Here is a 26,685-nt window from a genome sequence, read left to right on the forward strand (position 1 = left end):
CTATCCATTCAGACGAACAGGGGGAAGACAAGATGTTTTCAAGTACAGAACGGACAGCTTGGTTAGAAGAGATGGGACAAGAACTTTTAGATGTGCTCGTTATCGGGGGCGGTATCACGGGAGCCGGTATTCTGCTTGACGCACAAAGTCGAGGCATGCGGACAGGATTGATCGAGATGCAGGACTTCGCCGAAGGGACATCGAGCCGATCGACGAAACTCGTCCATGGTGGATTGCGTTATCTAAAGCAGTTTGAGATCAAACTTGTTGCCGAAGTCGGAAAAGAACGTGCCATCGTGTATGAGAACGCCCCACACGTGACGACGCCGGAGTGGATGATGCTTCCACTCGTCGAAGGCGGAACGTTCGGTAGCTTCTCAACATCGATCGGCTTACGCGTCTATGACCAGCTCGCAGGCGTCAAACGCAATGAACGCCGGACGATGCTCAGTAAAGAAGAAACATTACGTTACGAGCCACTATTACGTTCGGAACACTTGGTCGGCGGCGGTCGTTATGTCGAATATAAAACGGATGATGCCCGACTGACGGTCGAAGTCTTAAAGGCAGCCGTTGGTTACGGTGGACGTGCCGTAAACTATACGAAGGCTGAATCGCTCGTCTACCACAATGGAAAAGTTGTCGGTGTCGAAGTCCGTGACGTCTTAAGTGAAAAAACGTATACGATTCGGGCGAAGAAAATCATCAATGCAACCGGTCCATGGGTCGACGAACTACGCGAAAAAGATGGTTCGAAAGCTGGGAAATCACTTCACCTGACGAAAGGGATTCATCTCGTCATCGATCAAGCGCATTTCCCACTCCAACAAGCCGTTTATTTCGACGTTCCAGATGGTCGGATGATTTTTGCGATTCCACGCGAAGGGAAAACCTACGTCGGAACGACCGACACGAATTATAAAGGAGATATTCTTGAGCCGGGTGTCACTGTCGAGGATCAGGACTATATCTTAGAGGCGACGAATCAAATGTTCAACGTCGAGTTACGACCTGAACACGTTGAATCGACATGGTCCGGACTTCGTCCACTCATTCATGAAGATGGAAAGGATCCGAGTGAACTGTCCCGAAAAGATGAAATCTTCGTCTCGAAATCCGGGCTGATGTCAATCGCTGGTGGTAAGTTGACAGGGTACCGGAAGATGGCAGAACGAATCATCGATATGGTCGCAGACCAATTCAAGACAGAAGAAAATCGGATTTACCTCGCTTCCCGTACGCACGATATCTTGCTTGGTGGTGGTCATCCACAAGGAAGTAAAGGATTTGCCCGCTACTTGAAAGAACAACAACCAAAAGGAGAAGCACTCGGATTGTCACCGAATGAGGCGACATGGCTCATCCAACGTTACGGTACGAACGTCGAACGTGTCTACGAGTTGATTCGGACACGTGGCGACGAGGCAGCTCGTTATCAATTACCGTTACACTGGTTCGGCGCCCTTCTATATGGATTAGAAGCTGAACTCGTCATGCAACCCGGCGACTTCTTGAACCGTCGTGCCTCGGCCGTCTTCTTTGATTTCCCTCACGCTGAACAGTACGCAGATGGTGTTCTCGCCTTAATGCGTAGCGAACTCGGCTGGTCGGCAGAAGATGAAGCCAAAGCCAATGAAAGTATTCGTCGTGAATTCGATGCGGTCCGCGTCAAAGGACCTGTTCCACTTTCATAACATCAAAAGACCCGATCGCCTTCAGGCGACCGGGTCTTCTTGTGTGTTACTGTTCTTCTTTCGAAGCAGCGAGTTCCGCTGCCGGCATATTTCCTGGGTGTAAATTCGAACTCTTACGTGCAAACGTAAAGTAAAGGACTAAACCGATGGCAAGCCAGATTCCGAATGCAATCCATGTCTCGAGTTTCAAGTTGAACATCAAGAAGAGACATGCAGCGATTGCTGCGATTGGCACATATGGCATACCTGGACATTTGAACGCACGCGGGAGATCCGGCTGTGTCTTACGAAGAATCAAGACAGCGACAGAGATCAAGACGAATGCTGCGAGCGTACCCATGTTGACGAGGTTTGCGATGACATCGAGCGGAACGAAACCAGCAACGAGTGAGCTTCCCAGTCCGATCATCCAAGTCGCCTTGAATGGTGTTTGGTACTTCGGATGCACTTCAGAGAACACTTTCGGGAACATTCCGTCACGCGAGATGGCGAATGCAAGACGCACCATTCCGTAAGTCATGACGAGAATGACCGTTGTGATCCCGAGGATCGCACCGAGATCGATGAATCCAGCTACCCAGCTTTGACCCGCCATTTGAATCGCAAGTGAGACTGGATGATCGACACCAGCGAACTGTTGGTACGGTACGATTCCTGTCATGATGGCTGCGACGATGACGTAAAGGACTGTACAAACAGCGAGTGAACCGATGATCCCGCGTGGCAAGTTCTTTTGCGGATCACGGACTTCTTCAGCTGCTGATGTGACGGCATCAAAACCAATGTACGCGAAGAAGACGATCGCGGCACCCGAGAAGACACCTCCCCAACCAAATGGTGTGAACGGTGTCCAGTTCGATGGCTCAACGTAGCCAACACCAACAACGATGAAGAGAATGACGACTGCAACCTTGATGACGACCATGATGTTGTTGACACGTTTCGTTTCCTTGATTCCCATCGACAACAATGCCGTAATGGCAAAGAGGATTAAGAACGCTGGAAGGTTGAAGTATGTCTTGGCTCCTTCGACTGCTCCAGGAGCTGCTGATAAGGCTGTTGGCACATGGATGTTGAATCCTGCAAGTAAGGACTGGAAGTACCCAGACCAACCTGCTGCAACGGCACTGGAGGCAAGTCCATATTCGAGGATCAAGTTCCAACCGATGATCCAAGCAAAGATCTCTCCCATCGTTGCGTACGTGTACGTATAGACGGATCCACTGACCGGAATCGTTGATGCGAATTCAGCGTAAGCAAGAGCGGCTAGACCACAGGCGATGGCAGATAAGATGAATGATACGATAAGTCCTGGTCCTGCAGTCAATGCTCCTGTTCCCGTCAAAACGAAGATTCCGGTTCCGATGATGGCGCCAATTCCTAAAAACGTTAAATCCATCGCGCCAAGATTTCGAGCAAGTCCACTGTTTCGTTTACTTGCAGCAATCATAGCGGAAACATCTTTTTTCCGCGTCAAACTCATGATGTATTTCCCCCTGTACCTGTTATGATTCGTCCTACGGAGCGAGTCGTCCGCAAGAACTTAATCAAAAATTTACGAAGTTTTCTGATAAATTGATATAGGTCATTATACCTATTTCTATTTTATTGAACGCTTTCATTCGTTAAACAAAAAAATCCGTACAAAAAAGATGGCTGTGTAACACATGTTACACAGCCATCTGACAAGCCTCAGTTTGTTAGGTTTTTAATTTGTTTTGCGAGTCTTCACCCACTCCAAAAACACTTGGTAATCCAGCTTTGTTCGTGTCACGTAGGCTTCTGACCAACGCTCGATTTGCTCTAAAAAAGCGGTGTCCGAAACACCAATGGCTTGGATGATTTCAACATCCGCATGATGTGTCAAAATTTTTTCTTTAATCCCGGCGTCCTGATCCGCCCGCGCATGGATTTTCGCGGTGATTTGACCTTGAATACACAATACGTTCTCAAGGTCTTCCTGACTTTTGATATGCTTTGCTTTTAGTTTTTTCTTATATGGCGAGCGCTCACGTACATAATATTCCTTTTTCCCAATCGTCAGGTAGCCAAGATATGGATCCTCATGTGCCTGCATCGCTTTTTGGGACGTGATGATTCGGCGTCCTTGATGAACTGTTTCTGCTTCTGGACGATGGACGGGAAGGAACAACGAAGGGACAGAAGTCTGAGCTTGTTTCATCTCTAGAATCAAATCCTCTTCCCCTCCCTCCCCCTCAATCAAGATGTAATAGCGTTCAAGACCAATCGATGCCGTTCCACTGTCTAGTTTCCGGACGATATCCTTGATTGTATAGAACGCTTCGTCACGACGATCCTCTGCGTCAATCGTCTCGATATAGGAGGACCAAGCAGACTCAATCGCTATTCGCGTTGGATCATCTACCGCTGCCATATCCGGTAATGTACAAAAACGTCTCACGCCATCCACCAGTTCCGTCCGCTCTCCCATTAATTCTTCACGTTTCTTTTCTGCTTTTTTAATCAACTTCTTGATTGGTCCTTTCGTATTATCCCGCGTAAAACAGACATCACTCGGATCTTTTCCGAGAGCGTACTTTTTTAAATCGTGTAAGTATTCCAGGACATAATTTCGAATCGCAGGAGTCGGATCGTATCCTGCCTCTTCAGCGAACAACCGGACGGAGACCGCCATGCGAATCAAATCATATAAATAAGATCCTAAGTACCCTTCATCAAAATCATTGATATCGTAGATGATCTCTCCCTTCGCATTGCCATGAACACCAAAATTCTCAAAGTGAAGATCGCCTTGAATCCACGTCGGTTTATCACGAGGTGTATCAAAACCAAGAGGGATTCGCGTCACGTCATAATAAAACAGATGTGAACTCCCGCGGAAAAAGCGAAATGGACTCAAACTCATCTTGTCGTACTTTTCCTGACGTGCTTGCTCATTGAGCTGACGAATTTCATGATCGTAAAAATCAAGTACCTTCGCAATCGTCATTTGTCGAATCTCTTCATATACGGGTCGAAACATTCGATTCTCTCCCTTCCATTTGAAAAAAGAGCAGTCAAAACGAAATCGTTTGACTGCTCCTTACATGTTACTCGAAATGTTTTTTATATTCCCCATATCCTGCCGAATCAAGCTCTTCAAGCGGAATAAATCGTAACGCTGCTGAGTTGATACAATAGCGAAGACCACCAAGTTCGGTCGGACCATCATCGAAGATATGACCGAGATGACTATCTGCATTCGCAGAACGCACTTCCGTCCGCGTCATCCCGTGACTCGTGTCGAGTTCGACTTCCATCTTCTCTTCTGAAATTGGTTTAGCGAAGCTCGGCCAACCACAGTTCGACTGGAACTTATCTTTCGATGTGAAGAGTGGTGTGCCATCGACGATGTCGACATAAAGACCTGGACGTTCTTCATCCCAGTATTCGTTACGGAAAGCGGGTTCTGTCCCGTTCTCTTGTGTGACTTTATACTGAATTGGTGTCAGACGTTCTTTCAGTTCTTTTTCCTTACCGTGATCCTTCCACGCTTCCTTGATGAATTTCGCGCGACCTGAGCCGACACTATACATCTGATAACGGAACGGATTTTTTTTATAATAATCTTGATGATACTCCTCGGCTGGCCAAAACGGCTTTTCTGGACGAATCTCTACCGCGACCGGACGTGAGAAGCGTCCTGATGCGTCAAGCTCTGCTTTCGAACGTTCAGCTGCCTCACGCTGTGCTTCATCGACATAAAAGATAGCCGGTTGGTATGATTCACCACGGTCATTGAATTGACCTCCGCCATCCGTAGGGTCGATTTGACGCCAGAAGATCTCGAGTAATTCTTCGTACGTAATGACGGACGGATCGTACGTGACTTCAACTGCCTCCAAATGACCTGTCGTTTCCGAACAGACCTCTTTATAAGTCGGGTTCTCTGTATGACCACCGGTATATCCTGAAATGACCTGCTCTACACCATCATATTTATGGAATGGCTTGACCATGCACCAGAAACAACCACCTGCAAATATTGCTTTTGCCATCTATCTTCCCCTCCTCTGTATGTGTCTATTTTACCTCGTTCAGAGAATGGACTCGACTTTCCTGCTCATTCAATCCTCTGGGTTCGCTTTTAGACGACGCATGACGAAGTAAATCGCAGCAAAGACAAGAAGAAGTCCTCCAAACGAATACCAGATGTTATTCAAACGATAAATCATTTGGTACAAGGCAAGCGTCACAAGCAATAATGCGATCGGTAGGAAGGCACGCTTAAAGTGGTACCAGTAATTCAAGAAGATCGCCTCCTGTTTTTCTTTCATCTTACCTGATATGTCATGCCTTCTGCGAGAGGATTATTCGACTTGACGGTACTCTTCTTCGAGATAGGTCCGGTACTTCGCCTCCCAAGCGTTTAGCGACACACGCCATAATACGATCGTCGCAATGACAAGTCCTAACGTGACCGGCCAGAACCAACTCGACACGACACCTGCTGTCGAAGCCAGTCCGATCTTTGAAAACAGAACGTACGTCCAAATGATTGATGTACATAATAGGATCGATACTGGAATCGCGAACTTCCATGGAGTGAGCTCGACAGACTGTCGTCGATTGACCTTTCTTGACTGGACGGCTGGGTAACGATACCCCATGAATACCATGAATAGCACTTCAATCACGAGTAGAATACCGTATCCATGAATATAGCTAATGCCATGATCCCAGCCAAACAGTTGTTTGAAACCGAAGACGAATAAGTAATACGCGAACACGTGAAAGACAATGACGATTTTCGCCGCAATCGCCGGAATTCGTTTCATGAAAATCCCCATTAATACGATGACGAGAATTGGAATGTTGAAAAATCCTGTGAATTGCCGGATCAAACTCCATAAGCCGTCCGGCGCGTACATCAAGAACGGCGCAATGATGAAAGAAATTAAGGCAACGATCGTTCCAAACCATTTACTGACGCGAATCAAATGTTCATCACTCGCCTCTTTCGCAAACACCGGCTGATAGATATCGAGTACGAAAAGTGTCGCAATACTGTTGAGCAACGAGTTAAACGAACTGAAGACAGCTCCGAGTAAGACAGCCAAGAAAAATCCCATCAGCGAGACCGGCAACAACTCCGTAATGAGTCGAGGATATGATAGATCACCGCTCGTTAGTGTGTTCCCATATAAGTGATAGGCAATGATCCCAGGAATCAGCATGAAGATCGGAACTAATAACTTCAAGAAGCCTGTCATCAAGACGCCCTTCTGTCCTTCCTTCAAATCTTTTGCCCCGAGCACACGTTGAATGACATATTGATTGAGTGACCAATAAAATAAGTTCGCAAATAGGATGCCCGTGAAAATCGAAAAGAACGGAACGGCATCGGTTGAGCTTCCGATTGCGTTCAGCTTCTCCGGTTGCACAGTCGCAATCGTCTTCATTCCTTGAAGCAAATTCCCGTCACCCAGCGCGATAAAGCCAAGCACCGGAACTAGGAATCCAACGAAGACAAGCCCAATCCCGTTCAAGGTATCGGAGACAGCCACCGCACGTAGTCCTCCAAAAATTGCATAAATCGCTCCGATGATTCCAACGACCCAGACGACTAACCAAAGGGATTGCGTATAACTGAGACCAAATAATTCCGGAACATCGAACAGCTGCAAGACAGCAATTCCACCCGAATAAAGCATCGAAGGAATCGTGACACACATATATCCAAGTAAAAAGAGTAAGACTGTCATCCGGCGAACCGTCTCATCATACCGGTGACTTAAGTATTCCGGTAATGTCGAGATACCTAGCCCGAGAAATTTCGGGAGCAGATAGATGGCCATGATGATTGCAGCAAATCCCGCCGTAACTTCCCATGCCATACTCGACATATTCCCCATGAAGGATTGTCCATTGAGTCCAATCAACTGTTCTGCCGACAAATTCGTCAGTAGTAATGATCCGGCAATGAAAACGCCACTTAGACCTCGCCCCGCTAAGAAGTATTCATCGACGCCTTGTGTTTTCCCACGCGTCAATCGATAGGATATGTAGGCAACGAGCAACATGAAAAACGCTGCAGAACCTAATGTGAAAAATAATTCAGATGTAGTCATGCGTCTTCCCCCCTATTCTTCATTCATGTTTTCTATTCTTGTAATATGTATTCATTGATTCCTTTTTTATACTTTTCCAAAACTATATTTTAGAAAACGTTTTCATTTAAAGAAATAAAAAAACCACCTTCATTATAGAAGGTGGTTCACACATTACGATTGACGCGGATGTTCTGGGAAGTCCATCTCGTCATAACGAACGATCGACGTCCGGTTTTTGAATTTATGTCCTAACCAGAAGGCAAGGAACAATGGAATACCGACGTACGTCGCAGCAATCCCAACCCAATCGATTTGATCAGCGAGGAATGCGGCATAGTTTTGACCAACGATGACAAGGAAACAAAGACCGAATGCGAACAGCGGACCGAACGGGAACGCTGGTGCAACATATGGTAAGTCTTTCAACGAGTGACCTTGTGCAACGAATCCTTTACGGAAGCGATAGTGACTGATCGCAATCCCGAGCCATGCGATGAATCCTGTCATCCCGGAAGCATTGAGTAACCACAGGTAGACTTGTCCACCAAACATCGACGTCAAGAAACAGAGCGCACCGACTGCACCTGTTGCAAGCAAGGCGTTACGGGGTACACCGTTTTTCGAGACTTTCGCGAATAACTTCGGTGCATCGCCTTGGCGCGCAAGTGTATACAGCATCCGTGTCGAAGCATACATGCCTGAGTTTCCGGCAGATAGAACAGACGTCAAGATGACAGCGTTCATGAGTGCTGCTGAGAACGCAAGACCTGCTTTTTCAAAGACGAGCGTAAACGGACTAACCGCTACGTCCGTAATGTCATTCGAAACCAAGTTCGGACTCGTATACGGAATGAGCATTCCGATGACGAAAATCGCGAAGACGTAGAAAAGTAAGATACGCCAGAAAACTTGTTTGACTGCTTTAGGAACGTTCTTTTTCGGGTCTTCTGACTCACCCGCGGCAATCCCGACGAGCTCCGTTCCTTGGAAACTGAATCCAGCAACAAGAATGATTCCGATGACGGCAGGAATCCCACCGACGAACGGTGCATCGCCAAGAGCAAAGTTTTTAAAGCCAACCGGTGGCTCCGATGTAAAGACACCGAAAATCATCGCAACACCGACGACTAAGAAGACGATGACGGTAACGACTTTAATCATCGCGAACCAATACTCCGCTTCCCCGAATCCTTTAACGGAGAAGTAGTTCAAGCCAATCATGAGTAAGAGGAACAAGGCACTGAAATAAAATCCAGGAACATCCGGGAACCAATACGTCATGACGATTTGTGCTGCGACGAGCTCGACTGCGATCGTGACTGCCCAGTTGTACCAGTAGTTCCAGCCGAGTGCAAAGCCGAATGATGGATCGACGAATTTCGTTCCATATGTCGAGAAGGATCCAGCGACCGGCATGTACGCTGCCATTTCACCAAGACTTGTCATTAGGAAGTAGACCATCAGACCAACGATTGCATACGATAGGAGCGCACCACCTGGTCCTGCTGCTGCGACGGAAGCACCGGACGCAATGAAGAGTCCTGTTCCAATCGCTCCACCGATGGCGATCATCGACATGTGACGGGCTTGTAATCCACGTTTTAATCCTTCTGCTGTCGAATCTGTTGTTTGTTTCACATCTAGATTGTTCATTTCGTTCGCTTCTCTCTTTAATAAATTTTGAGAGGACACTTTTTGAATAAAAAAACAAAAAGCGCCCTCATCTTCCAGATGGAAGATGAGAACGCAACATAATAAAATGGATGCGCCTCATTCTACCGTCGTGAAAGATAGCTCTCCACAAGTAGGTGATACCCGACTTGTGACAGTATTAGACCTATTTGATCTAATCCCAATCGATCATCTTCAAAGCGATGATTGATTTCGGCAATTCTTCCTTTCAGGTCACCTCATCTGTCGCTTGACGACATCCGTAACCGTACTCTTAAGAACTGCAACCTCCATCCCACTGGTTGAGTGAGAACTGAATTAAGTTAGTTATTACTACGCCATATTACACAAATCGCCACGAAATTGTCAATTGTCTTTTTCGAATATCGGGTAGTCGATGGTAAAAATCCGATATGTTTAGTACACTAAATGGTAGAAGTCCACTGAGAGAAAGGATGCTGCTTGCATGCCACAGGAACGTGATTTGCTAACTTATCGACTCGAAGAACAAATGCGTGTCATTCTTCGTACCCTGCGACGTGAACTTAACCGGCTATTTGAAGGAACGGCGACCCGGAGTGAATTTTTCATCTTACGAAGCCTTTCCGAAAATGGTCCTCAGCGCCCGACGCTTCTCGCGGAACAATTTGAGCTCGCGACGAGTCAAGTCACTGCTTTGACGGATAAACTGTATAAACAAGGATATGTCACCCGAACACGTTCGACGGAAGATCGTCGTTCAATCGTCCTCGCTTTGACGGAGGACGGTGAACGTGCATTTCGGGATCTCGAAATCGTCCGGAAAAACTATTTACAAGACCGCTTCGGCACATTGACAGAAGAAGAGCTTGAAACGATGGTTCATGTCTTTGATAAAATTTTACAGACGATGGATGAGGATACACTTACTTCGTCTTCTTAAAAACGGTAGATTTTCTACCGTTTTTTCTATTTTATCTAAAGATTTCCCTCTGTCTAACCGTTATCTACTTGAGTATACTGGAAGTATATATATGGAAATCTGTTAGCTGGGGGAGTTGGGAGGATTTGTTGTCCATCATGAATCAATTCATCATTAACTTTTGTCTACTGTTTACAACGATTACTCTCTTGTTCTTACCGTTTCGAAATCAACCGCGTATTTCATTGAACTCCAAATGGAGCATTCGACTTATACTCGGAGCGGTCTGTGGTCTGGTTGCGGTTTTATTGATGTTCAATGGGATCCAAATCGATGTCGCCCGTGTTGATTTACGTATCGTTCCCGTCGCGATCGCCATGCTGTTCGTTGGTTTTCCAAGCGCCATCGTTGCGGGTGCGATGATCATTGGGACACGTTACTTTTTAACACCAGTTGATCAAATGGAAGGTTTTTATTTATCTACGCTGATCATCGTCTTGTTCATCACGACAATCGGAATCATTCGTCGATTCGTTCATGTCTCGATGCGTCATTTTCAGCTTATGGTGTTGGTCGGTATTCTCTATTCGCTACCCGCCATCTACATCCTGACGCACAGCTGGTCGACATTCTTTAAAATCTCGATTGCGTACGTCTTCTTTAATTTATTAGCTGGCTTTGTCGCTTTTCGATTGCTAACGGAATTACGCCGTCACTTCGAAAACATCCAGTATCAGCAGAAACTCGCCATGACGGATGCATTGACAGGGCTCGCCAATCGTCGTCGTCTTGATGACTCCCTTTCGCTTGTCGGTTCGACCGACCAAGGCTATTCGCTTGTACTCATCGATATCGATTTCTTCAAGCATGTCAATGATACATATGGTCATGATGCGGGCGATGATGTGTTACGCCAACTCGGCATGACTCTTGCTTCCTTGACGCGTCCAGACGACCTCGTCGGACGGTACGGTGGTGAAGAATTTTTAATCATCTTACCAAGTACTTCGGCGAAAGAAGCGCAAAAAATCGCAGAACTAGCTCGGCTGACGGTCGCACGTAACCTGTTCCCGACAGCAGATGTACCTGATCTACAAATCACGATTTCGCTTGGAATCGCACATTCTAGTGGTTCTCATACGTCACTTGAAGCATTACAACAGGCAGATAAAGCGTTGTATTACTCAAAAGAAAGCGGACGGAATCGGAGTACGATCTACACGAAAGAACTTGCATTCCGACAAGCTTAACCTGACTGGACACTTCCGTAGGGAAGTGTCTTTTTTTACGTCTTCATTCCGGCTCTTTAGGAAAACCGATGCTTTCTACTGTTCCAAAGACGATCATCCGACTTAATTGTTCTGCCATATACTCTGATGAATACGGTCGACCGTTTCGTAACCAAGAAATCAACAATCCCAACTGTCCACCAATGACATAGTTTAATAATAAGTCCCGATCGACGAACGTAGCTTCTTCTGTGATTTGCGGTCGAAACATTAGTCGGTAATTCTCTTTCAACGTATCGAGAAAGCGCGAGATGAACGTTTTGATCGGTCCTTGAACAAGCATCGTCTGATAGAATAATTCATTTTCTTCGATATGAATGAACAACCGAGCAAAATAGCGACTCACCTGCTCGACTGTCGGAAAGGCAGTTCCTGTACCGGTGATCCGAATCGCTTGTTCAAGTGCCTTCATTTGCTCCTCAACGATTTGGTCAAGCAAATCATACTTATCCGTATAGTGTGCGTAGAAGGTCGAACGGTTCACACCGGCTCCATCCGTCAACATTTTGACCGTAATACTTGAGAAGCTGTGCGTCTTCAGTAAACGAAATAATACCATTGTAATACGGTCACGTGACCGTTTTGGTCGAGGATCACGGCTCTCATTCATCCATATTTCACTCCTTTTTCATCATCTTTTCATTAATGAATCCGTTATCATCTATTTTTCCGACATTTTGTCGGAAATTGTCGGTTGTTTGTTACCTAACTATCCATATAATTAACTATATTAATTACTCCTCCCCCCAGAGGAGTACTTTTTTTGAATCGATTGTACACAAGAAAGGATGCAAACACACCCATGAGTATGAAAAAACTATTAATCATCAATATCGTGACACTCATCGTTTTGATTGGTGGTGGTGTTGTCGGATACTACTATTACGATCAAGCAACGAGCTATGTCAAAACAGACAATGCAAAAATCGATGGCAAAATGATAACGATTGCGAGTCCAAGCGCCGGTAAATTAACAGACTGGTCGGCAAAAACAGGCGAATCGCTCGACAGCGGTGCAACACTTGGTCACATCATGACTGCACAAGCTGGACAAAAACCGACAGATCTTTCTGTTTCGATGCCTGCGAAAGCAACGATCGTTCAGTCGATGGCGACAAAGAATGGCTTCGTCGCAGCAGGTACACCACTTGCTTACGGTTTTGACTTAAACGACCTTTGGGTCACAGCGAACATCGAAGAAACAGAAATCGATGAAATCAAAGTCGGACAAACAGTGGATGTCTATGTCGACAGCTACCCGGATACGACACTTTCTGGTGAAGTCGAGCAAATCGGGATGACGACGGCTTCTACGTTCTCAATGATGCCTTCTTCAAACGGAAACGCGAACTACACGAAAGTCGCACAAGTCATTCCCGTTAAAGTATCACTCTCGCAAGAAAAATCACTCGACATTCGACCTGGTATGAATGTGACCGTCCGCATTCATAAGGATTAAGGAGGGACGTTCATGTCTACTACCTTCTTGTTCGGATATAGTGCGTTCACGATTCTGATCATCATCGGCGTCAACTGGATCGCCCGTCGAAGTCGCCAATCCGACATGGCACTGGCGACTGACGGACCAACACTTGAGGAATCCCTCGATGCGGAACCGACGATGACCGTGACACCACCAGTCGCAACACCTTCAAAACAGGTATCGACGGAAAACGTCAGTATCCCGAAAGTACTAACGGTCTTACTAATCGGTATGTTCATTGCTATTTTGAACCAAACGTTGATTAATGTCGCGTTACCGGTTCTAATCAATGACTTTAACGTATCGACTTCCACTGCCCAGTGGTTGACGACAGGCTTCATGCTCGTCAACGGGATTTTGATTCCGATCAGTGCCTTTTTGATGCGAAGCTATACGTTCCGCCAGCTGTTCCTCGCTTCGATGACGCTCTTTTTCTTCGGATCCATCATTTGTTCGATGGCAATGAACTTCCCGGTCATGATGATCGGTCGTGTCGTTCAGGCAGCGGGGGCTGGTATTTTGATGCCACTCGGATCAAACGTCTTCATGACGTTGTTCCCACCGCATAAGCGCGGAGCTGCCATGGGGATGCTTGGAATCGCGATGATTCTCGCTCCTGCTGTCGGACCTACGATCACGGGATATGTCATCCAAAACTATGATTGGCACGTCATGTTTTACGCGATGTCGTTCTTTGGATTAGTGACATTGTTACTTGGTGCTGCCTGGTTCCGACTGACACAGCCCCTCTCGAAACCTTCTTTTGATGCACTGGGCGTCTTATTCAGTACGATCGGATTCGGGAGTCTCCTTTACGGATTCAGTGAAGCCGGGAATGACGGCTGGGATAGCCCGATCGTCATCAGCACGATCGTCATCGGCTTAATTGGAATTGCCGCTTTTGCGATGCGTGAGCTGTCGATGGAAGATCCGATGTTGAATATTCGCGTGTTAAAGGTACCGGAATTTTCGTTCACCCTCTTCATCAACGTCATCGTCACGATGGCTTTGTTCGGCGGGATGTTACTTTTGCCGATTTACCTTCAAAGCATTCGCGGTTTTTCACCGGTCGACTCCGGTCTGCTCCTCTTACCCGGATCACTGATCATGGGAATCACCGGACCGATTGCCGGTCGGTTATTTGACCGTTTCGGTATTCGTCCACTTGCCATCTTCGGTTTGACGTTAATGACCTACGGAACATGGGAACTGACGCAATTGAACATGGATACGTCGTATTACTCCATCATGGGGATCTACATGCTTCGGTCATTCGGTATGGCGTTCATCATGATGCCGATCATGACTGCCGGTATGAATGCCTTACCGATGAAGATGATCCCACACGGAAACGCGACGCAAAACACACTCCGTCAAGTCGCTGGATCTATCGGAACCGCGATTCTCGTCACCGTCATGACCCGTCAAACGACGGCTCATTTGGCAGACGACGCGAATCAGTTCACGACGCTCGACCCAACGCTTTCGCAACATTTAAACGATCTTGGACAACAGCTGGGTAGCTCACAAGCCGCTTCGACGAGTTGGTTTACGATGCTGACGAAACAAGCAACAATCCAAGGGATCACCGATGCGTTCTGGATTGCGACCGTTTTATCTGCGCTTGCACTGATTCTGTCCTTCTTCTTGCACGGAAAAAAAGAACCGAATCTGGATTGATTGACGACAGACCAGTTGATGTCCTATCAGCTGGTCTTTTCTTATACTTTACGAAAAGTTCTTCTTTGCACTTCAGCCTTAAAATCGATACACTAGGGACAATGAGTTTCATATCTAAAGGAGATGCTTTATGGTTGCCTTTCTGCAATTTTATGCGTTCATCTTTGCTTGTTGTTTTGCTTGGCAAGTTGGTCGACCATCCCCTTGGTCACAAAAGATCGTTCGTGCCTTTTTAACAAGTGTCAACGGGCTCTTCGTATTCGCACGTGCCTCGATTTCAATCTTTTTATTAGTTGGACCACTATTACTCGTCACTTATCTTGTCTTCCCACGGTTAATCGCTTTTGAAAATGGTTTAGCGATGGTGATCAGCGTCCTCGTCATCGGACTGGTTGATCGTCTCGTCAGTCTCGTCGTCCTGCCACTCATGCGTTCCTTTTTCTTAAAACGTCAACGCGTCATGCCACAATCGGTGGAAATGGTGCTTTATACGATGGCAATGGCTGTCTTGCTCTTCATTCAGCTTCATGCTGTTCCCGGCGTTCAAATTCATGTAGCACTGACGATTTTCCTTGGTTTTACGATCTATTTCGCCCATTATCTATTTGCCCTATACCGGATTCGTCTTATGAAAAAGAAACTAACGACTGTTGCTCAAGATCAAGACGAGGAACGAAAAGCTTCTTAATCCGAATCTAACGAAAGATGATTTCCTCTTGGGAATCGTCTTTTTTGTTTTCTGACAAATAACATTGACAATGATAATCGTTATCATTTATAGTGAAAAAGTACTCAGTGAGGAGATGAAACGGATGCATGCCCAACAAGTGATTGAAACACGCCGGTCGATCCGGTCCTATGCGGAACAACCCGTTCCGGTCGAATTGGTAGAAGCATTACTCGACACGGCGATTTATGCCCCGAATCATAAATTACGAGAGCCTTGGCGCTTTGTTCTCGCAATCGAAGACGGACAAACACGGTATGTCGATGCCTTGATGGAATTGCTGACAGCACGTGGTCAATTCGAGACGAAAACGTCTGAACAACGTCAACAGGCTGAACAAAAATTACGGGAAGTCCCGGTTTATTTAACGGTACTTTGTCAGGTACAAGGGACACCGGATCAACAGCTAGAGGATACACTTGCAACAGCTGCGATGATTCAAAATCTGCAGTTAGTAGCAACAGAACGAGGTCTTGGGTGTTGCTGGAAGAGCGGAAAACACTGGTTCACACCAGAGTATGCCTCACTCGTTGACGCTTCTGAAAACGAACGCGTTCTCGGCGTCATTCAAATCGGCTGGCCTGCCATCGTTCCACCTGTCAAACCTAGAACGTCCGCAAAGGACAAGTTGACGCACTTTTAAGAGGTGCGCATTCTGCGAGCTACCCCTGCTCGCGCCAATCAAGCCCCAATTCAAAAATAAAAACGTTCCGATGACGTCTCTCTCCCCAAACGGAGACGCAATCGGAACGTTTTTCTGTATTCACACTGGTGTTTTCGTATAGACAGGCGCCTCTGGAATCGTGTCATATAACATATGGTCGACGATTCGTTTGGTCGCTTCTCCGTCCTGATACGTAAAGAACTGATTCGCAAATGTCTCGATTTTCTGTGTATCGAATTGCCCACGTTTAATCCAAGCAATGACGTCTTCGAACGTCGACACGATTGGTCCCGGTACGAACGTTTCATATGGGAAGTAGAAATCGCGTTCTGCTTTATACGACTGAAGATCGTTGACGAGAAAAATCATCGGCTTCTGCAACAAGGCAAACTCGAAGATGACAGACGAATAATCCGTAATCAGAATATCCGCAATTTGCATCAAATCATTGATGTCCGGATAGTCTGTCATGTTAATGATTTGATCCGCATACGCGTCCGGTACGACGGGTGGATTGAGAACAAACGGGTGCATGCGAAGCAAGAGCACTGTATCCGGTCCAAGCTCACGACGGAACTTCTCAAAATCGAGCTCTTGATCGTAATGTGCCGTTGTCTGTCCATTTCCTCGGAACGTCGGCGCGAGTAAGATGATTCGTTTTTTGCGCCATTCTGGATATCGGTCATACAACTTTTCTCGAACACGGGCTTGGCGTGCTGTGTTCAGTAGCTGATCCGTCCGTGGAACTCCTAATGGATAGATCCGTTTCTGCTCCATTCCGAAAGCATCCGCATATGGTGCAACACACGCTTCACCGGAAACATAGACCTTGCTATAATTCCGGTGAATCTGGACCATCTTCAAATAATCGTCATCCGGCGAATAGGACTTATCAAGCACACTATAGCCGAACTTTTTAAAGGCTCCACAAGCATGCCATAGCTGAATGACTTCTGTTCCTTTCCGTAAGGACGACACATAGACAGGGTAATAATAGTCATCAATGATGAAGTAACGAGCAGTCGCTAATTCGTACGTCGCCCGCATCATATGAAAGACGTATTGGATTTGCCCCGCCAACGATTGAGGGAATCGCTTTAACAAAAAAACGTATTCATACCCTAAGTCGCGTCGTTCGAGTTCATCGTAGACGGCACGAAAGTTATCGACAAGACGATCGGAACGATACGTCGCAAAGACGACTTTTTTCGGTTGAATCGGTAACCGTTTCGTCAACCAGTACGTCATAGCAAGCAGATAGTGAACCGTCCGTCGTTGCAATAACCGAATTTTTTGTTTCATAGACGATTCTCCTCTTTTTCAGCGCACATCGTTACATGCACCATTCCATGACCGTCTTTCCGAACCGGTTCGTCAAATCGTTTTCAAACGCTTTATGAATATCTTCGATTTGTCGAATTTGGAATACGCCTGAAACCAGGTTCGATAAATAAGCTGGAATATCAGGATGTGCTTGATACAATTCCATCGTCCGTGCGAAATCAGCCGGTGTACTCCGACTTGAACCGTAGACACGAAGTCCTTTTTCAAGAATCATCCGCGTGTTGATCGCGACGGCATCCTCTGATACGCCAAGTAACGCCATCGTGCCTTCCGGAATGATGTAGTCGATCATCTGATTGATCGCATATTGACTGCCAATTCCCCCGACACATTCAAAACCGTGGTTGAAGGAGACATCGGCTGGAATCTGGTCGATGTGGTACGTCTCGTCTGCAAACGAGAAATAATCAAGCTTCGACTGTGTTTTGCCAAAGACGAGTAATTTCGCTTCCGGATACAACTTACGTAGCAAGAGTGCTGTGATGAAGCCAAGGTTCCCATCCCCCCACACTCCGAACGTCTCCCGACGCGGATGGGCAATCTTTTCGAAACGAGTCAAGGCATGGACCGCTACACTGACGAGCTCAGTGAATGCCGCGACTTCAGGATCAAGATCAGCCGGTACCTCGACAAGGCGATCTGCTTTTAAGAACACATAGTCTTGCATATAGCCATCGTACCCACTCGAACGGAAACGACTCGTACGCAGGTAGTTTTCACCGATGATGTCATCTTCTTCCGTCGGCGTATTCGGCACCATCGCGACGAGTGTTCCTTTCTTGAATGTTCCACTCGGATCATGTACGACTTTTCCGATGCCTTCATGAATCATGGCCATCGGTAATTTTTTCGCTAATACTTCCGCACTACGGCTACCCGTGAAGTAGCGTTGATCCGCGTGACAAATCGACAAATAGGTCGGACGCACGACGACACGATCGGTATTCAATGACCGTTCATCATACGTCACTTCGATTTGACGCGGGGCGACGAGTTGATAGACTTGGTTAATCATTGATGAATCCGCTCCTTCAAGATAGCATTCGCAATCCGTAGGTCGTATGGTGTCGTCACTTTAATGTTGAACAGTTCCCCTGTGACGAGCGCGACATCTTCCCCTTTCAGAAGAAGGATCTTACACGCATCCGTCAAAATCGCTCGTTCTTCCGTTGAAAGCGACTCATAATGCGATTTCAACTTCGTGATCTGAAAACTTTGTGGTGTCTGCCCTTGATACATTTGATCACGAACCGGAATATCCGTGATCGTTTTACCGTTCGTTGACGCGACGATCGTATCGATTGCTGAAATGACTGTGTCGCATGAACCGAATTCTTGCGCTGCTTCAATGTTTTCTTTAATGATGCGGTGCGTCAAGAACGGACGGACAGCGTCGTGTGTGACGATGATATCTTCCTCAGACAGACCGTTTTTCTCTTCGATCCAGTTCACCGCTGCCATGATCGATTCATTTCGATCCTGCCCACCCGGTGTAATGACGAGGCGTTCATCTTTTCCAATGTATTTCTCCAAAATATCGCGCGTATAGTTAATCCAAGCAGTCGGTGTGACGATGATGATGCGGTCAAAATCCTCATGTAATAGGAATTTCTCTACTGTATGGACGATGATTGGACGTTCTCCGATCGATAAGAATTGTTTCGGTCGATCGACGTTCCCCATTCGTGTTCCTTTTCCTCCAGCTAAAATGGCTGCATAAATCATCTTCTGACGCAGTGTCTCGTTGAATCCTTCAAACGAGACGACCTGCTTCCCTCCCTTATGAAATAATCGTATTTCGGTTTTCTCTCCCTATCGTTCAGGGTATGTGTAATGATGCAGTTTGTGTTGAAGTGTTATTTTACAAAAACACAAAAAAATAAAGAAATCCCTATTAATTTCAATGTCTCACGATATAATGAGTGGTGATTTCTAGTTTCACTATACTACGTTCACATGAATTTTAAAATTTTATCAGTATTGTGTAAATGTAATGTAATTATTCGAGCGAGGAGAGATGGTTTTGACAGAAGAGACACTTGCGCCTACTTTACAAGCAGAGGTCACCTACTTGGAGTTAGCTGGAACGACGTTTCGTTTCGAAGCACGTTTGAGCGGGTTGACTGATTTTTTGCGCGCCGAACAAACATTATTTGAAAATCCTGTATCGCAACAGCAACCTGAACTTGAGGAGCCGGGCGATGATTACATCCAGTCCGAACCTGCTGAAGCGTTGGTGCCTCTCGAACGTGCCATCGTCTTCCGTAACAAACGAAACAAACGAACGTTCATTTGCCGCTTTCCATTCGAAGGAGACTGGACGGAAGAGTCCTTTACAGGCGAATTGAATCTGAATCATATCACGCCGACAGGTCGTCCATTGCCAATGGGCTATTTTGATGCGTTCTTCGCCATCGTCCAAGGAAAGACGATCTTACATGAAGCGCCTTTTGGTGATACGCGTTCGTTAATCCCCGTCGCTTACCGCGTCGATACAAAACATAGTAACGCCTTGATCTTACTTGAATACGAACTTGTCGTGCAGTATTCGGAATACAGCAACTCTTTAGGTTTCCATTCCCTAAAGAAAGGCGAATCGAAACGTCTAATCCAAGTCATCGATCGCTATAAAAAGTGGAAGAAGAATATGAAGAAGCGCGCGTTCAAGTTCCGTCGTTTTACCTTTAAGGCGATTTATAACGTCACGAAATGGACGCAACCGATCCAAGAGAATAAAGTCATCCTCGCTTCGGATTCTCGGAGTGATATCAGTGGGAACTTTGCTTATATCTTAGATGAGGTCGAGCGTCGCAATCTCGATCTCGATGTGAAGACCTTCTTCAAGCCGAACCTTCAGTCTCGTCGCGATTGGCGCGATAAATTTACGTTGCCGTACCACTTAGCGACAGCAAAGACGATTCTTGTCGATGACTTCTATCCGATGATCTATCCGTTGAATATTCGTAAAGGCAGTGATCTGGTTCAAGTCTGGCATGCCGTTGGTGCCTTCAAGACATTCGGTTACAGCCGCCTCGGAAAACCAGGTGGTCCAAGCGCGAACTCGCTTAGTCACCGGAACTATACGAAAGCCATCGTCAGCTCCCATAATGTCGCCCGTCATTACGCAGAAGGATTCGGTTTACGCGAAGATCAAGTCATCGCGACCGGTATTCCGCGGACGGATATGTTCTTCGATCAACCGTTCATCGAGGAAGCGAAAGCACGTATCTATGAGGAATATCCAATCTTCAAACAAAAGAAAGTCATCATGTTCGCGCCGACGTTCCGAGGAAATGGTGCGAAGAGTGCCTATTATGATTTTGATCAACTTGATCTCGATGCGCTATACGAGGCACTTCATGAGGAGTACGTCTTCGTCCTGAAACTGCACCCATTCATCCGCCGCCGAATGGAGATTCCAAAAGTCTACGCTGACTTCTTCCTCGATTTGACGGATCATCGTGAAATCAATGAGTTGCTGTTCGTCTCAGACATCTTGATCACGGATTACTCATCGACGTGTTTCGAGTTCTCCCTATTGAATCGACCGATGTTGTTCTTCGCGTATGACCTTGAGGACTACATCTCAAAACGTGATTTCTATTACGACTTCGAAGAATTCGTTCCGGGTCCAATCGTCAAAACATCGGAAGAGTTGATTGAACGGATTAAAAACAAAGACTTTGAAATGCATAACGTCAAAGCATTCGCAGAATATTTCTTTGAACATCAGGACGGGAAATCGAGTGCCCGGTTCGTTGATCAAATTCTGCTAGGTGAGAACAAATGACTGCTCCTATCAAACCAGTGACTACCCCTACGTACGATCATTGGCTTGGGAACTATAAAGTCTTACTCATCTTCATGGTCGTCTTCGGTCATTTGATCGAGACGTTCCGTGATTTACCGGGAAACGATAGTGTGAGGATGGCGTATAACGTCATTTACTTGTTGCACATGCCCGCCTTCATCTTCATGAGCGGCTACTTTTTCAAACAAGTTCGACCTCAACGCATCCTCGCCTTCGTTGCCCTGTATTTCATCTGGCAATCGATTCACGAAATCTATTTGTCCTACACGCAGGATGATTCCTTACGTGAGATGCTCGATGGGTTACTCCATCCGCTCGTTCCGAATTGGACGCTTTGGTATCTGCTTGGGATCATCATTTGGCAAACCGTCACACCGGCATTCCAGGTGATGCGTTTCCCGCTGATCGTCAGTGTCTTATTTGCGTTATTGATCAATGCCAACCCAGATTCAATCACGAACTTCCTGTCGTTACAAAAAGTCGTCAGTTTTTATCCGTTCTTTTTGATGGGTTACCTCGTCAAAGAGCGCGGTTGGCTGACTGACGCCGGCTGGCGAAAGCAGATGACGGCACCGATCGGTCGACTGACCGGACTAATCGTCTCGCTCTTGATTGTCGTCTTCATGATTGTCTGGACGAAAAACGGATTTGATACGGTCTGGCTCTTCTACCGCGACACCTATGGGGAATTTGAAGTCTCGCTTCTGAAGGGAGCAGCGATTCAATTGTTCCTCTATGCCGTCAGTACGATCATGATCTTCTCGGTCTTGTTGCTCGTGCCGCACCGGTCATTTGGAGATCGATTCGATCAGATCGGCATCCAGACGCTAGCGATCTACTTGATTCACTCGTTCATCGTCCGGTTGTTCCGTGATTCGGTTCCACCAGCCATTACGGAGTCGCCACTGTTACTAATCGGACTGTCCTTCTTGCTCGCTACCGGATTCGTCTGGTTGCTGTCGAGTCGCCCCGTCGTGACAATCTTCCGACCGTTGCTGTCACCGAACATCAAATGGTTATTAAAAAAAGAACAATAAGTCTGAACTGACTTCATCCTTCTCAAAGGATGGAGTCTTTTTTGAATCCTCGACTCGTCTACATTGACAGGTCCTTTAGCTTGAATCTAAGATAATGAAGGTGAAACAAATAACCGCTTACAGAAAGCGGGTCGAAAGAAGGGGTCCCCTTGCACGCGGATCAACGAAAAAAATTAACGGTCCTCATGATCAATATGTTTATTGCGGTCGGGAGCTTCGGGATCATCATTCCGATTCTACCCGCTTACTTAGCTTCGATTGGACAAGGTGGGACGGCGGCTGGGTTAATGATCGCCATCTTTGCCGGAGCACAACTCGTCATGTCACCGATTGCCGGAAAATGGGCGGACCAATACGGTCGTCGCAAGATGATCATCTATGGATTGATCGGCTTGACGCTCTCGATGTTTGTCTTCTACTTCTCCAATTCCGTCACGGTCCTCTACATCTCGCGCGCAATCGGCGGTGCCGGTGCTGCACTTCTGATTCCAGCGATTTTTGCTTACGTCGCGGACATCACAACGATGGATCAACGCGCAAAAGGAAACAGTTACGTCTCAGCTGCGATGTCACTCGGAATCGTCATCGGTCCTGGAATCGGTGGATTCCTTGCCGAATACGACTTAAAATTGCCACTCCTCGTCTCAGCGATCGTCTCAGGGGCAGCCGTCCTATTCAGCGTCTTATTGCTTCAAGAAAGCGAACAACACGATGCAACAGCAATGGCACCCGATGAAGGATCGATGCTCAAGAAACTCGGGACGTCGTTTAAGAAACCGTACTTCGTCCCACTCGTCATTACACTCGTCATGAGCTTTGGTCTCATGGCATACGAATCAGTACTCGGTCTATTCGTCGATGATCAATTCGGCGCTTCACCGAAAGACATCGCGATCATGGTGACGTCGACTGGTATCATCAGCGTCATTGCTCAAATCTTCATCGTCGATAAGCTGTCACGTAGTCTCGGAGAAGGAAAGGTCTTGAACCTATTCCTGTTCATCGCAGCGCTCGGCTTCCTGTTGTCATTATTGACATCAAGTTACGGTGGATTCTTTGCGATCACCCTCGTCATCTTCCTCGCGACGTCAATTTTACGTCCCGTCTTGAATACGATGATTTCAAAGCTCGCTGGTAATGAGCAGGGCTTTGCTATGGGAATGAACAACGCCTACATGAGCATTGGGAACGTGCTCGGACCGACGCTTGCAGGTATCCTGTATGACGTCAACATTCTCTATCCGTTCGCACTTGGTCTGATCTTCCTCGTCATGACGTTCATCGGATCGTTCATCTGGCAAAAACGTCAAGCACGATTAATTGCCAAGGTCGAACAGAGTTCTTAAACGTATTAAAAATAGCCTCGATTACTCCCTCCCATCGGACAGAGCAATCGAGGCTATTTCGTTTATCCCTATTCGTTCGTCATACATATTGTTCCTCTGTTCTTGACACGAGCAGTTTCGCGACGATTTCTGTTAACAAGAAGACGAAGACGACTCCTGTAAAATCCAGCGTCAACCACGGCATCAGACCACAGCCAATCAAAAGTGTCCCAATCATTAATGGACGATACGAAGAAAAGGACGGTCGATTCGGACGTACACTCAACAGGATGCTCACGACACCCAGCATGATAAGCCACGTCACTGCAATATTATAGAAAAAGTGATCGACCAGTAAAAACAGACCGATCGGATACAGCGGAACCCACCAACGGTTCATACCGATCCCTCCCGTTTTCTTTTCAGTATCGCATGATTTGAATTGATTCCCTTTATTTTGAAATGACTTATCCGTACTGCTTTTGATGCGCACGTTTGAGTTCAAGGTACTCTTCGTCCGCCCGGATCAAATCCCATTTTTCTTGGAAGATCGCAGCGGATTTCGCTTTTTCTTCGTCGATCTCGCGTGTGTGCAATTCGTTTTTCTCTTTATCTTTGTATTTTCGTCCACCCTTATAGTTCGCGTAACGTCGTGCGCGCGTATGCCCCATTTGAATGAACTTCCGCGCCATATCCATGCCGACGAAGTCTCCGTCTTCTTTATAAGCTAAATACATCTCATAAATTTTCTCGGACGATTCCTTCGCGATGTCCGGTGTCTTAAAACGCCAATGCGGCAAAATCTCACTTTTATAAGGTTCGACGAGTAAGACCCCTTGCTCCCCGCGTCCAACCCTGTACTTTTCCGGCTCCTTACGAAAATCCGTTGTCTTGAAATCGAGATCGTAATCAAACGCCATCCCGGTCACGCTCCCTTCTACTTCGAAACGTTCCCTTCCCGTCCGTTCATCAATCCTCGATCCGGTAGAGTCCTTGTGTATAGATCGTCGCTAAGACGTGTGCAATCTCTTCAATCGTGGCCGTCGCCTCTTCACGGACGACTTCGAATAAGTACATCTCGTTCGCGAAGAACCAACCACGGGCGACGAGTTTCGGGTCGACATCCTGCCGTGCAAGTCCTGTCTCTTGCGCGTACTGGATATCCTGACTGATCCGATCGATGAACCGTTCCCGAATCGCTTTCCATTTTGCACGGACGATGTAAGACACGCCGATTGCTTGCTCGACGATCCGTAGCATCGCTCGTTCTTCTTCCGCGAGACGTAAGAAATCCGTTGCTTGGGTCACGATGCGTTCCTTTGCCTCCATCGGTGTCGCCGGTTCGAATGTTCGTTCCGCGATCGCATGGAAACGGCTCATGACATCTTCCATTAAAACAACGAGTAGCTCATCTTTCCCTTCAAAATGGACATAAGCGGTTCCGTAACCGACGCCAGCTTGTTTAATGATTTGTGAAATCGTTGCCGTTTGAAACCCTTGTTCTAAGAAGACGTCACGTGCCGCACTCAACAGTTTCTCGCGTGTCCGCACCGTACGCAGATGACGTTTATCGATTTTTTCTGGTTGAGAAGATGACATGTCCTTCACTCCTTTTGTTTTCTCTATTCGATAATATTGACACAATGTCAACTTGTTTGCTACGCTTTTGTCAAAATTGATTGAGCATTCATTTGAGGAGGATGACGTATGACACTGCAAGCAAAACGGACCGATGCTGTTGCTCGGGATGAGCACGATGCACTATCTGCTTATCGTGATGAGTTTTATCTGCAACCGGGTAGTATCTATATGGACGGAAACTCGCTCGGTTTATTATCGAAGCGTGCCGAGAAGACGTTGCTTGAGTCGCTATCAGACTGGAAAGAACTCGGGATCGATGGCTGGATGAAAGGACGTCATCCTTGGTTCGAATTATCGGAACGTCTCGCTGCTCTCAACGCTCCGCTCGTCGGCGCACAAGCAGAAGAAGTCATGGTCACCGGCTCGACGACCGTCAATCTCCATCAACTCGTCGCGACATTCTTCCAACCGACGGAAGGACGAGATAAGATTTTAGCGGATGCGCTGACATTCCCGTCGGACATCTATGCCCTTCAAAGCCAACTTCGCTTACGTGGACTCGATCCGGAGACACACCTCGTCCAAGTAGCAAGTCGTGACGGTCGCTTTTTAGAAGAAGACGACATCATCGCTGCGATGACGGACGATATCGCGTTGATCGTCTTGCCGGCGGTACTTTACCGAAGTGGACAAATTCTCGATATGGAGCGTTTAACGAAAGCGGCACACGACCGTGGCATCCTGATTGGTTTTGATGGTTGTCATTCCGTCGGAGCCGTTCCCCATGCTTTCCATGACTGGGGTGTCGACTTTGCCTACTGGTGTAATTACAAGCACTTGAACGGTGGTCCTGGAACGGTCGGTGGATTGTTCGTCCACGAACGTCATTTTGGAACGTTGCCTGGTCTGACGGGCTGGTTCGGTTCGCGTAAGGATAAGCAGTTCGACATGGATCACACGATGACACCGGCGGCGCATGCCGGGGCATTCCAAATCGGGACACCACACGTCTTAAGTCTCGCTCCACAAATCGGTGCATTAGAGATGTTTGACGAAGTCGGTATCGAAGCCGTCCGGACGAAGTCACTCGCGCTGACACAGTACATGATGGAACTTGTCGAGCTGGAGCTCACACCGTACGGTTTTGTCATCGGAAACCCGATCGACGATAAACGCCGTGGGGCGCATCTCAGCCTCGAGCACCCGGAAGCGGCACGGATCTGTAAAGCACTCAAGGAAAATCGAATCATCCCCGATTTCCGAGCACCGAACATCGTTCGTCTAGCACCCGTCGCGCTCTACAATACGTTTACCGATGTCTATGACGTCGTCGCGACACTCAAACGAATCATGGAAGATAAAGAATACGAACGTTTCGCAAATGAACGCGAAGTCGTTGCTTAA

The 26,685-nt window shown here is 46.9% G+C and carries 24 protein-coding genes and 1 riboswitch; of the genes, 11 read left to right on the top strand and 13 right to left on the bottom strand.

Going from position 1 to position 26,685, the window contains the following annotated elements:
• Positions 1-32 precede the first annotated feature (32 nt).
• Complete coding sequence (locus tag KNQ15_RS08780) at positions 33-1,694, top strand: glycerol-3-phosphate dehydrogenase/oxidase (RefSeq protein ID WP_214728863.1); 1,662 nt, start codon at positions 33-35, stop codon at positions 1,692-1,694.
• 46 nt (positions 1,695-1,740) lie between these two features.
• Here KNQ15_RS08780 and bcaP read toward each other — a convergent pair whose 3' ends face one another.
• The 6 genes from bcaP to KNQ15_RS08810 all read right to left on the bottom strand — a co-directional run bounded on the left by bcaP (position 1,741) and on the right by KNQ15_RS08810 (position 9,421).
• Positions 1,741-3,177, bottom strand: a complete 1,437-nt coding sequence (gene bcaP / locus KNQ15_RS08785; protein ID WP_047391976.1) for a branched-chain amino acid transporter BcaP — start codon at positions 3,175-3,177, stop codon at positions 1,741-1,743.
• Positions 3,178-3,402: 225 nt separating this feature from the next.
• Entirely contained in the window at positions 3,403-4,698 is a 1,296-nt protein-coding gene (locus KNQ15_RS08790; protein ID WP_029343168.1) for a DUF2252 domain-containing protein, read from the bottom strand.
• 67 nt (positions 4,699-4,765) lie between these two features.
• Positions 4,766-5,713, bottom strand: coding sequence for a peptide-methionine (S)-S-oxide reductase MsrA (gene msrA / locus KNQ15_RS08795; RefSeq protein WP_029343167.1), 948 nt, complete (start codon positions 5,711-5,713; stop codon positions 4,766-4,768).
• A gap of 69 nt (positions 5,714-5,782) precedes the next feature.
• Positions 5,783-5,965 (bottom strand): hypothetical protein, encoded by a 183-nt coding sequence (locus tag KNQ15_RS08800; protein ID WP_029343166.1) that lies wholly within the window; start codon positions 5,963-5,965, stop codon positions 5,783-5,785.
• 60 nt (positions 5,966-6,025) lie between these two features.
• Positions 6,026-7,786, bottom strand: a complete 1,761-nt coding sequence (locus tag KNQ15_RS08805; protein WP_214728865.1) for a solute:sodium symporter family transporter — start codon at positions 7,784-7,786, stop codon at positions 6,026-6,028.
• 153 nt (positions 7,787-7,939) lie between these two features.
• Positions 7,940-9,421 carry an amino acid permease gene (locus tag KNQ15_RS08810; protein WP_029343164.1) on the bottom strand — a complete coding sequence of 494 codons (1,482 nt, stop codon included), beginning with the start codon at positions 9,419-9,421 and terminating at the stop codon, positions 7,940-7,942.
• Positions 9,422-9,551: 130 nt separating this feature from the next.
• A riboswitch (Lysine riboswitch) is annotated at positions 9,552-9,740 on the bottom strand.
• Positions 9,741-9,905: 165 nt separating this feature from the next.
• Here KNQ15_RS08810 and KNQ15_RS08815 point away from each other — a divergent pair.
• Entirely contained in the window at positions 9,906-10,361 is a 456-nt protein-coding gene (locus tag KNQ15_RS08815; RefSeq protein ID WP_058265451.1) for a MarR family winged helix-turn-helix transcriptional regulator, read from the top strand.
• A 137-nt stretch (positions 10,362-10,498) separates the two neighbouring features.
• Positions 10,499-11,590: a diguanylate cyclase gene (locus KNQ15_RS08820; RefSeq protein WP_251137642.1), complete on the top strand. Its 1,092-nt coding sequence runs from the start codon at positions 10,499-10,501 to the stop codon at positions 11,588-11,590.
• 43 nt (positions 11,591-11,633) lie between these two features.
• Here the strand turns inward: KNQ15_RS08820 and KNQ15_RS08825 are convergent, their stop codons facing one another.
• Positions 11,634-12,239 carry a TetR/AcrR family transcriptional regulator gene (locus KNQ15_RS08825; RefSeq protein ID WP_051656326.1) on the bottom strand — a complete coding sequence of 202 codons (606 nt, stop codon included), beginning with the start codon at positions 12,237-12,239 and terminating at the stop codon, positions 11,634-11,636.
• Positions 12,240-12,431: 192 nt separating this feature from the next.
• Here KNQ15_RS08825 and KNQ15_RS08830 point away from each other — a divergent pair, with 192 nt between their 5' ends.
• From KNQ15_RS08830 to KNQ15_RS08845, 4 genes are all read left to right on the top strand, one after another.
• On the top strand, positions 12,432-13,088 hold the full coding sequence (locus KNQ15_RS08830) for an HlyD family secretion protein (RefSeq protein WP_056064483.1): 657 nt from the start codon (positions 12,432-12,434) through the stop codon (positions 13,086-13,088).
• A 12-nt stretch (positions 13,089-13,100) separates the two neighbouring features.
• Positions 13,101-14,792 carry a DHA2 family efflux MFS transporter permease subunit gene (locus tag KNQ15_RS08835; RefSeq protein WP_214728870.1) on the top strand — a complete coding sequence of 564 codons (1,692 nt, stop codon included), beginning with the start codon at positions 13,101-13,103 and terminating at the stop codon, positions 14,790-14,792.
• A 130-nt stretch (positions 14,793-14,922) separates the two neighbouring features.
• Complete coding sequence (locus tag KNQ15_RS08840; protein WP_023466728.1) at positions 14,923-15,480, top strand: hypothetical protein; 558 nt, start codon at positions 14,923-14,925, stop codon at positions 15,478-15,480.
• A 124-nt stretch (positions 15,481-15,604) separates the two neighbouring features.
• On the top strand, positions 15,605-16,162 hold the full coding sequence (locus tag KNQ15_RS08845; RefSeq protein ID WP_214728872.1) for a nitroreductase family protein: 558 nt from the start codon (positions 15,605-15,607) through the stop codon (positions 16,160-16,162).
• Positions 16,163-16,282: 120 nt separating this feature from the next.
• Here KNQ15_RS08845 and KNQ15_RS08850 read toward each other — a convergent pair whose 3' ends face one another.
• Genes KNQ15_RS08850 through KNQ15_RS08860 form a run of 3 tightly spaced genes read right to left on the bottom strand, consistent with a single transcriptional unit; the run spans position 16,283 to position 19,252 of the window.
• On the bottom strand, positions 16,283-17,485 hold the full coding sequence (locus tag KNQ15_RS08850) for a CDP-glycerol glycerophosphotransferase family protein (RefSeq protein WP_214728874.1): 1,203 nt from the start codon (positions 17,483-17,485) through the stop codon (positions 16,283-16,285).
• A 31-nt stretch (positions 17,486-17,516) separates the two neighbouring features.
• Positions 17,517-18,542, bottom strand: a complete 1,026-nt coding sequence (locus tag KNQ15_RS08855) for a ribitol-5-phosphate dehydrogenase (RefSeq protein ID WP_214728876.1) — start codon at positions 18,540-18,542, stop codon at positions 17,517-17,519.
• On the bottom strand, positions 18,539-19,252 hold the full coding sequence (locus KNQ15_RS08860; protein ID WP_056064491.1) for an IspD/TarI family cytidylyltransferase: 714 nt from the start codon (positions 19,250-19,252) through the stop codon (positions 18,539-18,541). The genes KNQ15_RS08855 and KNQ15_RS08860 overlap by 4 nt, the downstream gene beginning before the upstream one ends.
• A gap of 298 nt (positions 19,253-19,550) precedes the next feature.
• Here KNQ15_RS08860 and KNQ15_RS08865 point away from each other — a divergent pair, with 298 nt between their 5' ends.
• The 3 genes from KNQ15_RS08865 (at position 19,551) to KNQ15_RS08875 (ending at position 23,721) form a co-directional block, all read left to right on the top strand.
• Positions 19,551-21,317, top strand: coding sequence for a CDP-glycerol glycerophosphotransferase family protein (locus KNQ15_RS08865; RefSeq protein ID WP_251137643.1), 1,767 nt, complete (start codon positions 19,551-19,553; stop codon positions 21,315-21,317).
• A complete protein-coding gene (locus KNQ15_RS08870) occupies positions 21,314-22,375 on the top strand; it encodes an acyltransferase family protein (RefSeq protein WP_214728879.1) in 1,062 nt (353 codons plus the stop codon). Before KNQ15_RS08865 ends, KNQ15_RS08870 begins: the two co-directional genes overlap by 4 nt.
• Before the next feature lie 149 nt (positions 22,376-22,524).
• A complete protein-coding gene (locus KNQ15_RS08875; RefSeq protein WP_214728881.1) occupies positions 22,525-23,721 on the top strand; it encodes an MFS transporter in 1,197 nt (398 codons plus the stop codon).
• Positions 23,722-23,800: 79 nt separating this feature from the next.
• On the opposite strand, the gene KNQ15_RS08880 is transcribed toward KNQ15_RS08875, so the two are convergent.
• The 3 genes from KNQ15_RS08880 to KNQ15_RS08890 form a co-directional block, all read right to left on the bottom strand.
• Complete coding sequence (locus tag KNQ15_RS08880; RefSeq protein ID WP_214728883.1) at positions 23,801-24,100, bottom strand: hypothetical protein; 300 nt, start codon at positions 24,098-24,100, stop codon at positions 23,801-23,803.
• 67 nt (positions 24,101-24,167) lie between these two features.
• Positions 24,168-24,620 carry a DUF4385 domain-containing protein gene (locus KNQ15_RS08885; RefSeq protein ID WP_214728885.1) on the bottom strand — a complete coding sequence of 151 codons (453 nt, stop codon included), beginning with the start codon at positions 24,618-24,620 and terminating at the stop codon, positions 24,168-24,170.
• 49 nt (positions 24,621-24,669) lie between these two features.
• Entirely contained in the window at positions 24,670-25,299 is a 630-nt protein-coding gene (locus tag KNQ15_RS08890) for a TetR/AcrR family transcriptional regulator (protein ID WP_069940161.1), read from the bottom strand.
• Positions 25,300-25,407: 108 nt separating this feature from the next.
• Here KNQ15_RS08890 and kynU point away from each other — a divergent pair, with 108 nt between their 5' ends.
• Positions 25,408-26,685, top strand: coding sequence for a kynureninase (gene kynU / locus KNQ15_RS08895; RefSeq protein WP_214728887.1), 1,278 nt, complete (start codon positions 25,408-25,410; stop codon positions 26,683-26,685).

Origin of the sequence: Exiguobacterium sp. s168, from assembly GCF_018619035.1 — a bacterium.
Taxonomy (GTDB): domain Bacteria; phylum Bacillota; class Bacilli; order Exiguobacteriales; family Exiguobacteriaceae; genus Exiguobacterium_A; species Exiguobacterium_A acetylicum.

Coding starts and splice junctions, on each gene's coding strand:
- KNQ15_RS08840 (WP_023466728.1), top strand. CDS start 14,923: ATGGTTGCCTTTCTGCAATTTTATGCGTTCATCTTTGCTTGTTGTTTT.
- KNQ15_RS08820 (WP_251137642.1), top strand. CDS start 10,499: ATGAATCAATTCATCATTAACTTTTGTCTACTGTTTACAACGATTACT.
- KNQ15_RS08835 (WP_214728870.1), top strand. CDS start 13,101: ATGTCTACTACCTTCTTGTTCGGATATAGTGCGTTCACGATTCTGATC.
- KNQ15_RS08780 (WP_214728863.1), top strand. CDS start 33: ATGTTTTCAAGTACAGAACGGACAGCTTGGTTAGAAGAGATGGGACAA.
- KNQ15_RS08845 (WP_214728872.1), top strand. CDS start 15,605: ATGCATGCCCAACAAGTGATTGAAACACGCCGGTCGATCCGGTCCTAT.
- KNQ15_RS08860 (WP_056064491.1), bottom strand. CDS start 19,252: ATGATTTATGCAGCCATTTTAGCTGGAGGAAAAGGAACACGAATGGGG.
- KNQ15_RS08885 (WP_214728885.1), bottom strand. CDS start 24,620: ATGGCGTTTGATTACGATCTCGATTTCAAGACAACGGATTTTCGTAAG.
- KNQ15_RS08810 (WP_029343164.1), bottom strand. CDS start 9,421: ATGAACAATCTAGATGTGAAACAAACAACAGATTCGACAGCAGAAGGA.
- KNQ15_RS08850 (WP_214728874.1), bottom strand. CDS start 17,485: ATGAAACAAAAAATTCGGTTATTGCAACGACGGACGGTTCACTATCTG.
- KNQ15_RS08815 (WP_058265451.1), top strand. CDS start 9,906: ATGCCACAGGAACGTGATTTGCTAACTTATCGACTCGAAGAACAAATG.
- KNQ15_RS08870 (WP_214728879.1), top strand. CDS start 21,314: ATGACTGCTCCTATCAAACCAGTGACTACCCCTACGTACGATCATTGG.
- KNQ15_RS08880 (WP_214728883.1), bottom strand. CDS start 24,100: ATGAACCGTTGGTGGGTTCCGCTGTATCCGATCGGTCTGTTTTTACTG.
- bcaP (WP_047391976.1), bottom strand. CDS start 3,177: ATGAGTTTGACGCGGAAAAAAGATGTTTCCGCTATGATTGCTGCAAGT.
- KNQ15_RS08855 (WP_214728876.1), bottom strand. CDS start 18,542: ATGATTAACCAAGTCTATCAACTCGTCGCCCCGCGTCAAATCGAAGTG.
- KNQ15_RS08830 (WP_056064483.1), top strand. CDS start 12,432: ATGAGTATGAAAAAACTATTAATCATCAATATCGTGACACTCATCGTT.
- KNQ15_RS08790 (WP_029343168.1), bottom strand. CDS start 4,698: ATGTTTCGACCCGTATATGAAGAGATTCGACAAATGACGATTGCGAAG.
- kynU (WP_214728887.1), top strand. CDS start 25,408: ATGACACTGCAAGCAAAACGGACCGATGCTGTTGCTCGGGATGAGCAC.
- msrA (WP_029343167.1), bottom strand. CDS start 5,713: ATGGCAAAAGCAATATTTGCAGGTGGTTGTTTCTGGTGCATGGTCAAG.
- KNQ15_RS08890 (WP_069940161.1), bottom strand. CDS start 25,299: ATGTCATCTTCTCAACCAGAAAAAATCGATAAACGTCATCTGCGTACG.
- KNQ15_RS08825 (WP_051656326.1), bottom strand. CDS start 12,239: ATGAATGAGAGCCGTGATCCTCGACCAAAACGGTCACGTGACCGTATT.
- KNQ15_RS08805 (WP_214728865.1), bottom strand. CDS start 7,786: ATGACTACATCTGAATTATTTTTCACATTAGGTTCTGCAGCGTTTTTC.